The sequence below is a fragment of the Nostoc sp. JL31 genome (assembly GCF_017114965.1).
GTDB classification, from domain to species: domain Bacteria; phylum Cyanobacteriota; class Cyanobacteriia; order Cyanobacteriales; family Nostocaceae; genus Nostoc; species Nostoc punctiforme_A.
Map to the genome: position 1 here is coordinate 78130 of NZ_JABXKO010000022.1, position 12101 is coordinate 90230.

11 protein-coding genes are annotated in these 12101 nt (G+C 40.0%); 5 read left to right on the forward strand and 6 right to left on the reverse strand.

Going from position 1 to position 12101, the window contains the following annotated elements:
- The first annotated feature begins 63 nt into the window (after window positions 1–63).
- Both HWQ43_RS04040 and HWQ43_RS04045 read left to right on the forward strand, forming a co-directional pair.
- A complete protein-coding gene (locus HWQ43_RS04040) occupies window positions 64–357 on the forward strand; it encodes an NAD(P) transhydrogenase subunit alpha (RefSeq protein ID WP_012408294.1) in 294 nt (97 codons plus the stop codon).
- On the forward strand, window positions 354–1760 hold the full coding sequence (locus HWQ43_RS04045; RefSeq protein WP_292730536.1) for an NAD(P)(+) transhydrogenase (Re/Si-specific) subunit beta: 1407 nt from the start codon (window positions 354–356) through the stop codon (window positions 1758–1760). Before HWQ43_RS04040 ends, HWQ43_RS04045 begins: the two co-directional genes overlap by 4 nt.
- Before the next feature lie 55 nt (window positions 1761–1815).
- Here HWQ43_RS04045 and HWQ43_RS04050 read toward each other — a convergent pair whose 3' ends face one another.
- The 6 genes from HWQ43_RS04050 to petN all read right to left on the reverse strand — a co-directional run bounded on the left by HWQ43_RS04050 (window position 1816) and on the right by petN (window position 8011).
- On the reverse strand, window positions 1816–2781 hold the full coding sequence (locus tag HWQ43_RS04050; RefSeq protein ID WP_292730538.1) for a radical SAM protein: 966 nt from the start codon (window positions 2779–2781) through the stop codon (window positions 1816–1818).
- 195 nt (window positions 2782–2976) lie between these two features.
- Window positions 2977–4161, reverse strand: coding sequence for a three-Cys-motif partner protein TcmP (gene tcmP, locus HWQ43_RS04055; protein ID WP_292730540.1), 1185 nt, complete (start codon window positions 4159–4161; stop codon window positions 2977–2979).
- A 116-nt stretch (window positions 4162–4277) separates the two neighbouring features.
- Window positions 4278–4436: a hypothetical protein gene (locus tag HWQ43_RS04060; protein ID WP_292730541.1), complete on the reverse strand. Its 159-nt coding sequence runs from the start codon at window positions 4434–4436 to the stop codon at window positions 4278–4280.
- A gap of 13 nt (window positions 4437–4449) precedes the next feature.
- Window positions 4450–7599, reverse strand: a complete 3150-nt coding sequence (locus tag HWQ43_RS04065) for a GAF domain-containing protein (protein WP_292730542.1) — start codon at window positions 7597–7599, stop codon at window positions 4450–4452.
- 153 nt (window positions 7600–7752) lie between these two features.
- Window positions 7753–7914, reverse strand: a complete 162-nt coding sequence (locus HWQ43_RS04070) for a hypothetical protein (RefSeq protein WP_292730544.1) — start codon at window positions 7912–7914, stop codon at window positions 7753–7755.
- Window positions 7915–7921: 7 nt separating this feature from the next.
- On the reverse strand, window positions 7922–8011 hold the full coding sequence (gene petN / locus HWQ43_RS04075) for a cytochrome b6-f complex subunit PetN (protein ID WP_012408302.1): 90 nt from the start codon (window positions 8009–8011) through the stop codon (window positions 7922–7924).
- Window positions 8012–8269: 258 nt separating this feature from the next.
- Between petN and HWQ43_RS04080 the strand changes: the two genes are divergently transcribed.
- The 3 genes from HWQ43_RS04080 to HWQ43_RS04090 all read left to right on the forward strand — a co-directional run bounded on the left by HWQ43_RS04080 (window position 8270) and on the right by HWQ43_RS04090 (window position 12012).
- Entirely contained in the window at window positions 8270–10156 is a 1887-nt protein-coding gene (locus tag HWQ43_RS04080) for an ATP-binding protein (RefSeq protein ID WP_292730546.1), read from the forward strand.
- A gap of 33 nt (window positions 10157–10189) precedes the next feature.
- Window positions 10190–11452, forward strand: coding sequence for a response regulator (locus HWQ43_RS04085; RefSeq protein WP_292730548.1), 1263 nt, complete (start codon window positions 10190–10192; stop codon window positions 11450–11452).
- A gap of 125 nt (window positions 11453–11577) precedes the next feature.
- On the forward strand, window positions 11578–12012 hold the full coding sequence (locus HWQ43_RS04090) for a hypothetical protein (RefSeq protein WP_292730674.1): 435 nt from the start codon (window positions 11578–11580) through the stop codon (window positions 12010–12012).
- The last annotated feature ends 89 nt before the right edge of the window (window positions 12013–12101 follow it).

Sequence of the window (12101 nt, forward strand, 5' to 3'; positions counted from 1 at the left end):
GGATAAGGGGACAAAGAGAATAACCAATGCCCCATTCCCATTTACACAAGGAGTTTTGATTTCATGACAGAGGCATTACTTGCTGCTTTGTTTGTATTTGTGTTGGCATCTTTTATCGGCTTTGAAGTCATCAACAAAATCCCACCGACTCTACACACACCCTTAATGTCAGGCTCAAACGCGATTTCGGGGATTGCGGTACTGGGAGCAATAGTTGCTGCTGGTGCGAGAGACACAAGTGTGTCAGTAATTCTCGGTTTGATTGCTGTGGTATTGGCAACAATCAACGTTGTGGGTGGTTTTTTAGTCACAGACAGAATGTTGCAAATGTTCAAGAAGAAGGAGATTAAGGCGTGAGCGACTTTTTACCAACTGGCATTCAGCTGACGTACTTAGTCGCTGCATCGTTATTCATTCTGGGCTTGAAAAAGCTGGGATCACCTGCTACAGCGAGAAACGGTAATATTGTAGCGGCTGTAGGGATGCTACTGGCAATTGTGGCGACAATGCTCGATCAACATGTGTTGAACTACGAGATGATATTGTTGGGCTTGGCTATAGGATCGCTGATTGGTGCGATCGTTGCCTACAAAGTCCAAATGACTGAAATGCCCCAAATGGTGGGTTTACTCAACGGTTTAGGCGGTGCGGCTTCGGCATTAGTAGCCGTTGCCGAATTCTGGCGGTTATTAGATAGTTCTCAGCCGATACCCCTAGATGTTAACATTTCCATGCTGTTGGACGTGTTAATCGGTGGTGTTACCTTCACCGGTAGTTTTCTTGCCTTTGCCAAATTGCAAGGTTTAATTAGCGGTTCCCCAATTACATTTCCATTCCAGCAACCATTTAACCTCTTGCTTCTGGGTGCTTATCTGGTAGGTAGTGCCTATTTAATCATCACACCCGATAGCTTACCCATATTCTTGGGAGTGGTTGGCGTTTCATTGGTGCTGGGTGTGATGTTCGTCATCCCCATTGGTGGCGGCGATATGCCAGTAGTAATCTCGCTGTTGAACTCGTTGTCAGGTGTGGCGGCGGCGGCGGCTGGATTCGTGGTGATGAACAATATGTTAATCATCGCTGGTGCTTTGGTAGGAGCATCTGGCTTAATCCTTACCGAGATTATGTGTAAGGCAATGAACCGCTCCTTATTTAGTGTGCTGTTCAGCGCTTTTGGTACAGGTTCTAGTTCGGGTGGTGGTGCTGCTAGTGGTGGTGCGACTGATCAAAGCGTCCGCAGCATTGATCCTGAAGAAGGGGCTATGATGTTGGGTTATGCCCGTTCTGTGGTAATTGTACCTGGTTATGGTATGGCAGTTGCTCAAGCGCAACACAGCGTCCGGGAATTGTCAGATCAGTTAGAAAAAATGGGCGTTGATGTCAAGTATGCCATTCACCCCGTTGCTGGGAGAATGCCGGGGCACATGAATGTGTTGCTGGCGGAGGCAAATGTGCCTTATACGCAGTTGTACGACATGGATGATATTAATCCCCAGTTTGATCAAGCGGATGTGGCTTTAGTAATTGGGGCAAATGATGTGGTAAATCCGGCGGCGCGGAGTGATACAAATAGCCCGATTTATGGTATGCCGATTTTGGAAGTAGATCGGGCGAAGCAGACGATTGTAATTAAGCGCGGGATGAGTACGGGTTTTGCCGGTGTAGATAATGAGTTGTTTTACAAGGATAAAACGACGATGCTTTTTGGTAGCGCGAAGGATATGGTGGCGAAGTTGGTTTCGGAAGTGAAGCAACTTTAAACGAACCACAGAGGCGCAGAGAGTGCAAAAAGTAGAGACGTGAAATTTCGCGTCTCTACTTTTTTAAGGATGTCAAGCTATCCCACTTTTCCACTGTTGGCTTATACAACCAATAATCCAGCTTGACATCATCAACAAGCCCTCTAAGTTCAGGATCGGGCCAAATATGAAGCCGATCCTCGCATCCAAGCTCTTTTGCCGCTGTTTCAATGTAATTCCATTGCCTTTTAAAGCATTCTGCCCATGACTTTTTATGTCTTATGGAATCCGTAAAATCCAAGCCAGCCGCTATCATACGTTTTCCATTACTTCCGCGAGCATTAATAGGCTCCCAAAATATAACTTCTGGATTGATACACATTATTTTTTCTAAATGTCTTTTGAAATCATCTAAAGTCATATTTGGAGGAGTAGGAGCAACTGCAACATACATCCTACACCCGGCTTTATGACCTGCCAGCATTGCTTTATAACGTTCTGAAGGAGGAGGAGCTTGAGGTTCAATCTGGCGACTAAGTTCATCATTTAGGTATGGCAAACTCATACCAACGATCACGTTGGTACGATTAAGAATATCAATATCATTTACCCATAACAGACCACGAGTAAGAATTCGGATTTTTTTCTTATATCTCGATAAAGCCTCAACAACACCCCGCGTAACATTTGCAGTCTGTTTAGTTTGATAAGGAGCAGTACCAGAACATACTAATACTACACCTTTTCCTGCTGGTGTTTCACGCCAAGACCTTTTACGACTAAGGATTTTTTCTAGTTGCTCAGGTATCTCTTCTCGAACAAATAAATACTGTCCCCAATCCATTTGAGGATCGCTTACTCCTTTTGAATGCAATTGTGCTTGCTTTGTTCTAATTGCAGGCGTAGAAGGAACATAACAGAATGTACATCCATGCAAACACCCTGATGCTACATTAACCACATAGTCACATAGCCCTTTTTTGTTAAGAGCGCTCTGTTGCAGAGGATTAACAATTTTTTCAACACCTTTAACAATAGACATAGCACACATTTTTATTTATATAGTTTATTATTAGTATTAAAATCCTCACATTCTTAGTTTGGTTATTAATATTATGATAAATAAAGTATTTCAAAAAAACGAAAGCTGTTTATATTTAGTTAACTTAATTATATCACTTTTTCGTAAATCAACTTTACGCTCTTTTACTATTTCACCTTTTCTCCAAACCTCTATTTATTTTTCATTTCTAAGCAGATTTATATAAATTGTATAATGCTCTTTACTAGCTGGATTACGTTCCATAGTTTGATGACAAAGTTCACGAAAAATAATTACGTCTTGATTATTACGTATAATATTGCCCAAATGAGTATCCAATTTCTCTAAACACAATTCTTGGCTATTTTTGGTAATATCAAATTTCAATTTAAGTTGGTTTTCTTCATAAAAGTCTGCTGTTTTAAAACCATGTCCATACAATTCAAAATAATATTGATAATCTAAGTTATTTTCTTGCCAAAAACTTTCTTTCATTACTTCTAAAGCCCTAATGTTTTGAGAAAGATGCATGAGATAATATAAAACGCTAACATTATGTCTAGGAATCATTGAAAAAGTAAATACATATTCAGCCTTGCCTTTGTCTCTAAATAACCTCATCGATTCATTTCTAAGAGAACACTTACCTCCTGTTGTCTCAAAACTATTAAAATTATCAAATTTATAGTATTCTTCTGCCTCTAGCATTCTGTTAAATATATCTTTTTCTTTTCCATACTTACCAATAACAAATCTTTTAATAAAATCAATCATATATGTGTATAGTATTTCCGATCCTCTTAAACCATTAATTTTTCTAATACTTTGCATAGAAACATCAGTCCATCCAAAGGGATCGAGAAAAAAGAACGAGTGTCCTTTGCGAATATCGATTTTGAATATAACTTCATTTACCAAGTTTTCAAATTCACCACATATAAAGTCACATTGTTCTATTAACTTTCCAACTTCGCCTTTAGATTCATGTGGTTGCCCATTAACTAACTCACTTAGACCCGCTTTTGGCATGGAATAATTTTTAAGACAAGCTAAATGTTCTCGCTTATTATCTATAAAAATAAATTTAACATTTAAATCATACTGGCGTTTTGATTTTCTATATCCTGCACGAATAGCTTCTATAATTCTAATAGGTGAGCCTTGCCACTCTGTTTTATTATCCTGGTCATAATACATACCACCTCCACAAAAGCCATCAACAAAAGTAAACGTTGTCTCTCCATATCTACCTTTGCCATAAAGTGTGTAAATGAGATTTTCAAGATATGTTTCAAGAATTTGATGCTTGGCTTTGGTATGAGGATTTATATCAGGAATATGGCTTCCATCAGCACTCCAACTTGCTTGTGATTCGCTCACGTTGATTGTCTCTACAGTAATATTCAATACTAATCTAAAATAAGTAGATTGAAAAGCGATCGCACGCGCCAAGTTCTCTCAAAAAAGCGATCGCTCTCTTCTTCCTCTGTGGTTTGTTAAAAATAGCGATCGCCTGCAAAATTTTCAGCGTGCGATCGCTCTCTTTTTCCTCTGCGTTCTCTGCGCCTCTGTGGTTCGTTAAAAAGAGCGTGGGTATCGACTGTTAAATCTCCACAGTGCGTAGGTGTTGGCGTAGCCTCTCGTAGAGAATGCATCGCTTATTTTTTTCTAACTAATTGTCCTTTTCATCGGAATTTGTATCCAGAACTCACAGCCATTACCAGGTTCAGAAACACACTTGATAGTACCACCGTGTTTTTCTACAATAATTTGGTAACTAATAGATAACCCTAAACCAGTACCTTGTCCAGGTTGTTTGGTAGTAAAGAAAGGTTCAAAAATGCGCGATCGCACAATCTCTGGAATCCCACAACCATTGTCAGCAATCCAAATCAGAATAGTATTCCCTTGTATGGCTTCTGTACGTATCCAAATTTTAGGATTGTCAATTTTTTTTCTACTAGTTGCTGAGTTTTCCAGTGCATCGATCGCGTTGTTGAGAATATTCATAAATACCTGATTCATCTGGGCTGCATAACAGACTACTGGAGGCAATTCACCATATTGTTTAACTACCTCAATAGCAAAAGAATTAGTTTGTGCTTGCAGTCGATGTTGTAAAATTAGCAAAGTACTGTCGATACCTTCATGAAGGTCAACTTGCTTCATTCCTGCTTCGTCAAGTCGAGAAAAACTTCGTAACGACAACACTAATTGAGAGATCCGATCTGCCCCCATCTTCATTGAAGCCAGAATTTTGGGCAAGTCATCATTAATAAAATCTAAATCTAGTGCTGCTACTTGCTTTTTAATTTCCTCTGTTGTCTCAGGATACTGTTTCTGATAAAGGTGCAGTAATTTAAATAAATTTTCGGTATGTTCGGTAACATAAGTGATATTCCCATAAATGAAACTAATTGGGTTATTAATTTCATGTGCTACACCAGCAACTAACTGCCCCAAACCTGCCATTTTCTCACTTTGAATTAACTGGCTCTGAGTGTGCTGTAATTCTTTAAGAGTCTGAGTAATTTCTTCTTTTTGACGTTGAGTTTGTTCTAGTAATTCTGCTTGTTGAAGTCCTACGCCTAACTGAGTACCAATTTGCATCAGCAAATCTACCTCATCTTCTTGCCAATCACGGGGTTTGATATTTTGATAAGCTGCTAGCAATCCCCAAAGTTTCTCACCCTGAAAAATCGGCACAATCATATATGCCCTAGCTTCCATTAGTTCAATCAGGGCAATATAAGGAATAGAATCATCAGTGCTGTAAACATCCTTAATAACCAGAGTTTTACCATTAGCAAAATCCTCGCCTTGGGTTTCTTGCAAGTAATTACTTGCGTAGGCATAGCCCGTTGTAGACATCGCAGGTACAATTTCTTTTACTGGTGTCCAACCTTCGGCTAAAGACTCAGCAACAAATTCGCCACTCCAATCAGTCCCGAATCGATAGATTGTCACTCGGTCAACTTCCAATAGCCGTCGGACTTCTTCTGTACTGGTCGCAAAAATGGTGTCAATATCAAGAGAGTGGCGGATTTTCTCCACTGTTGCAGCTAAAGCCTTCTGCCTTTCGGCTGCTTTCCGTTCTCGTTCCGCGGCTTTAGCCAGTTTTTGGGCTTGCACCTGCATCTGTGTCAAGGATTCAGCTTGCTGTAATGCTACCCCCAATTGAACGCCAACTTGTGCTAGTAAGTTGATTTCTTCATCTTGCCAATAACGGGGCTGGGAGTTTTGATAAGCTACTAGTAATCCCCACAGTTTTTCGCCCTGAGAAATTGGTACAAAAACTTCATTACGTGCATACTTACCCGCTTGTTTTCCTTGTACTAGAACGCTTTCTGTCACAGGCTGTGGCTTAACCATTGGTGTCCAGCCATCAACGATGGAATCAGCCACAAATTCCCCACTCCAATCAGGATAGAAGCGATAAATTGCGACTCGTTCCACTTCTAATAACCGACGAACTTCTTGAGTAGTGGTTTTAAATATGACTTCAATATCAAGAGACTGACGAATTTTTTCTACCGTGTTTGCTAATGCCCTTTGCCTTTGGGCAGCTTTGCTGATATGTGCTGCTTGAATCTGCATTTGTTGGATAAATTCCGCTTGCTGCAAAGCCACACCTAGTTGAGTGCCAACTTGGGTAAGCAAGTAAACCTCATCTTTCTGCCAATCACGGGTTCCAGCATTTTGGTATGCTGCTAGCAAGCCCCAGAGCTTCTGACCGTGGTAAATGGCAACGATCGCATAAGCTCTTGCTTGATATATCTCTAAAATTTTAATGTAGCAGTCACTAAACCCTGAATTGTAAATATCATTACAAATCCGGTACACTTCACATTGAGTGAAGCTACCACCTTCTGTATCTTGTAAATAGGTATCAGCGACTGGGGGATTAGCTAAATCTTTGGCGCTACATTCGCTGACGTTCTCTTTCAATTCCGTCCGTTGCGACTGTTGATCGATGAGGGAAACCCAACCCTCTGCCACTGATTCAAATACGAATTCACCACTCCAATCGGGATTAAAGCGATAAATAGCCACGCGGTCAGTATTTAGTAGCTGCCTAAGTTCTGCGGTGGTTGTGTGGAAAATATTTTCCAAATCTAGGGACTGACGAATTTTCTCAATGGTGATGGCTATGATTTTCTGCCATTGGGCTGCTTTTTCTCTGGCTTTTGCTTGTGCTAGTTCAGCTGATTGTAGTTTTACTTGTTCTAGGTAGTCTGCTTGCTGTAAAGCAACCCCTAGATGTTCGGCGATTAATTGCACAAACTCAATTTCTGATGCTTCCCATTGTCGAGGACTACCACACTGATGAATACACAACAATCCCCATAAATCTTTACCTTTGATCAAGGGGGCAGTTATACTGGCACGTACTTGGAATTTTTCTAGAATCTGAATATAGCAATCACTGGCATTAACTTGATAAATATCAGCTATTGCTTTAATCCGGCCTTGGTGATATATTCCTGCGAATTTCTCACTAAAGCAGTGATCGCGCAGTTTGGCTGCTAATGCCGAATCCCATTCTGTTGCTACATCTTCATAGATAAATTCCCCTTCCCATGCCAAATCAGGATAAAAACGAAACACGCCAACTCGATCGCTTTTCAGAAGTTGGCGAACTTCAGTGACTGTAATTTTGAAGATAGCTTCTATGTCTAGAGACTCCCGAATACAGGCAATAACTCCAGATAAGGCTTTTTGTTGCTCATTCTGATGCAAGGAGCATGTCACATCTGAATGAGATTCTTGCCGTTCTGAATTTGGTTCTATGGGTTGATTAGTAGAGAAGTTTTCCATTCCCAGTGGGACTTTAAATATTGAAAGTCTTCTATCTCATGATTCCCGTTGCGATCGCAAAGGTAACAGTTATTTCCTGGGATATCATACAAAATAGTGTAGGGACACGATAATATCGCGTCCCTACAATCAAGATTTTCAATTATGAGAAAATTATCGCCGCTTGGGAGTGCTGCTGCGGGTGGTGCGTTTCTCTTCATCTCGGCGACGGCGATCGCGCCAATCTGCCAGGGTCAAATAACCAATACCACCAGTGACTACTACGAGCAGCACTACAGCAAATAAAGCCAAAATACTCAAGAATGGACTTTCCACAATGCCTCTACAGTCCGTTACGTCCCCACACTACCATTGCAATTGACCAAGTGAACACAACTAACAGCGATACCCAACCTAGTGTCAAAATCTCCATAGTCCCACTTTTCAAATAATTACAAAAGGTTTCTAATATTTATCATACAGGGATTGGGCCGGCTGAGATTTTTTTATCAGTGACATTGTTAAGTTTTGCGTGCGAGCGCAAAAAAGATACGAGATTTTATTGGTACGCTAATACTTTAAGCAATGATAAAGACGAATGTAAAAAAGTAGCGATCGCGGTTTCTGACTTGATGCTTTGGGAATACTAGGGCTATGCATATATATTTTCAATCCTGCAACCCCTAATATCATGCCAACATTTTTCAACTATCCTTTCCACTCCAACGGTTTTGTTCCCCACGGACATTGTTATCTCTGGCAAACTGGATTAGTTTGGCTGCACATTATTTCTGATGCCACGATCGCTCTAGCCTATTATTCTATTCCCTTCCTACTGATTTACTTTATTTCCAAGCGTAAAGACGTTCCTTTTAATGGAGTCTTTTTGTTATTTAGTGCTTTTATCATTGCTTGCGGTACTGGACACTTGATGGATATTTGGACACTTTGGCATCCAGACTATTGGATTGCAGGTAGTTTAAAAGCTCTAACTGCCATTATTTCCATCTATACGGCATTTGCGTTATTTTATCTCATGCCTCAAGCTCTGACACTACCCAGTCCAGCCCAGTTGGAAGCTATCAATGAAACGCTTTCCACTGAAATTGTCGAGCGTAAGCGCATCGAAAAAGAATTACGCTTTGCAGAAGAAGTCGCTCAAAACTCTAGCCAAGCCAAGAGTGAATTTCTGGCCAATATGAGTCACGAACTACGCACACCTCTTAACGGTATTCTGGGCTATACACAAATTCTCCAACGCACAGAATCTTTGAGTGAAAAAGGACGTAAAGGAGTCAGCATTATTTATCAATGTGGTTCTCATCTTTTAACCCTAATTAATGATGTTCTGGATCTTTCCAAAATAGAAGCCCGAAAACTAGAATTGTATCCTGTTGATTTCTACTTACCTGCCTTTATAGATAGCGTGACTGAAATTTCCCGCATCCGGGCAGAACAAAAGGTGATTGCATTTCACGTCCAACTCGATCCTGATTTACCAACGGGCATTCATGCTGATGAAAAACGCTTGCGGCAAGTACTGATTAACTTGCTTAGTAATGCGATTAAATTTACGAATGAAGGCAGTGTCACCTTCAAAGTTAAGGTCATTGGTAAACAATCAAATACCAATGAACAGACTAACTACAAAATTCGCTTTGAGGTAATAGATACTGGTGCGGGGATAATCGCTGCACAAGCCCAGAAAATTTTCCAACCCTTTGAACAAGTAGGAAATCAAAAACGACAATCTGAAGGTACAGGCTTGGGATTAGCAATCAGCCAAAACATTGTTTTGTTGATGGGTGGTCAAATTCAAGTGGAAAGTGAATTTGGCAAAGGAAGTACTTTCTGGTTCGAGGCAGAATTTCCAGAATCTAAAGACTGGGCAAAAGTTTCTAGAGTAGTTGAACAAGGAACTATTATTGCTTATCAAGGACAAAGGCGCACCATTTTGATTGCGGATGACAAATGGGAAAATCGATCGGTAATTGTAAATTTACTAGAGCCAGTTGGGTTTACTGTTGTAGAAGCTAGCCAAGGTGAGGAAGGATGGGAAAAAGTCCTAGCCCAAAAACCAGACTTGATTATCACTGACCTCGTAATGCCTATATTGAATGGATTTGAGTTGATAGAACGTTTGCGTCAATCTGAGCAATTTAAAGAGATTGCTGTTATCGCTTCCTCAGCCAGTGTGTTTGCAGCCGACCAATACAAGAGTATTGATGTAGGTGCAAATGCATTTCTACCAAAGCCTATAGAAGCTGAAACGCTGCTGGAAATGCTACGACAATTTTTGCAACTGGAATGGATTTTTGACGTGACGGTAGATGAAATCAACAAAAACAATATAGATGCTTTCGATCGACCAAATGAGATGATTTATCCTGGCAAAGAGGTTTTACAAGATTTACTCGAACTAACGCAAGACGGTGATATTCAAAAAGTTTTGGAAATGGCCGAGGAACTTTCTGCATCTGATGAGTATTTAAGCATTTTTGTCAACCAGATCGTCCAACTTGCTAGTAATTTCCAACTTAAACGTTTGGAAACTTTTATTCAACAATACATAAATTAATTTGAGTTAAGAAATTTAAATTTAAAATTCATCATGAAAAAAACTCAAAATAATGGATTTATATTGATTGTGGATGATAATCCGACAAATTTATCTGTGCTGTGTGAAGCGCTCAATAGTGAGGGTTTTCGTTTTCGTGTTGCTGTCGATGGAGAAAGTGCGATCGCCCAAGCCGAACGTAATCAACCGGAGTTGATTTTGCTGGATATACAAATGCCCGGTATTGACGGATTTGAAACTTGTCGCCGCCTCAAAGCCAATCCTGTTACCCAAAACATTCCGATTATTTTCACTACTGCCTTAGCAGATACAGAGAGCAAAACGAAGGGATTTTCCCTTGGCGCAGTAGACTATATCCCTAAACCCTTTGCACAAGAGGAAGTCATTGCGAGAGTGCGTGTACATTTACAACTCAAACAATTGACTGAATCTTTGGAACAACAAGTTAACGATCGCACCAAGGATTTGCAAAAAGCTCAAGTCCAATTAGTGCAGCAAGAGAAACTATCAACACTCGGAGAGCTAATCGCTGGTATTGGCCATGAAATCAATAACCCCATCAACTTTATTTCCAGCAATATTCCACCTTTGCAAGAATATATTACAGCAGTCACTGAGTTGCTTCTACTATATGAACAAGAGTATCCCAACCCAACAGCCAAAATTACCAATACTATTGAGAACTTGGATCTGAAATTTGTCCTCGAAGATATGGGAAAAATCTTGAACTCACTCCAGATAGGAAGTGAACGAATTCAAAACCTTTCTAATTCACTCCGCAACTTCTCTCGCTCAGATAGTGATGCCAAAATACCTGCTGATTTGCATCAAGGACTAGATAGTACACTGGTGATTTTACAACATCGCCTCAAGGCTAATGGCGATCGTCCCGGCATTGAAGTTATTAAAAGTTATGGAATATTACCAGAGGTAAATTGCTATCTAGGGCAGATGAATCAAGTATTTATGAACATTCTGGCAAATGCAATTGATGCCCTTGATGAAGCTATCATGGAAGGCAAAAAGAGCAATCTAATTCCTCAGATTAAAATTACCACAGAAATAGATTCTGAAAAATTAGTTATAATTCGGATTACTGACAATGGGATTGGTATTCCTGAACGGCTTAAAAAACGATTGTTTGAGCCGTTGTTTACTACAAAAACTGTTGGTAAAGGCACTGGACTTGGCTTATCTATTGCATATCAAATAGTTGTAGATAAACACAATGGTATTTTAGAAGTGAATTCTCAACCTGGCATAGGAACCGAGTTTATCATCAAAATTCCTACATGAGAACAACATTTGATTAATTACAAAACAGATATAGCATTTATCATATTGGAGACTGGGGAAGAATTTTCCCAATACCCAATCCCTAATTTAGATATAGAGTGAAACCAACTTTAGATTCTCAATTAATGGCAGAACGCATAGAATCCCTCAAGGCTGGAATAATTGGGGGTTTATCTGTGTGTTTTAACTTCGCGATCGCTAGTCTGTTGAATACTCTAGTACTAGCAAAGTATTTTCAGACACTTGGATGTCTGCAAAATGATGTTAACTGGCACTTGGTGGTGAGTGGTGCAGTTGCAACTTTTACTGGTTTCCTATTTGGTGTCACCTACCGCTATATCATCCGCTCTGATAAAAATCCCCAACTCAAAGCTGGTGGAGTGTTAGCCTTTGGCTTGGTGCGCGGATTAACTCAGATAGAACTTGGGTATAATTCTAATAGCACAATTTGGCCTTTTTTTGTGTTGGCGGCAGAAAGTTTGTTCTGGTTTGCGCTGGCTGCGATCGCTCTTGATCTTGCTATTCAATTCCGTTGGGTTAAACCTTTTTCATCAATCTAAATTTCCTTTCTCTATGTTGTGAAATTGTGATATTACAGCTAGCTGTAGTTCAAATAAATCAAAAAGGCTGTAAGTATCACATTTTGTAG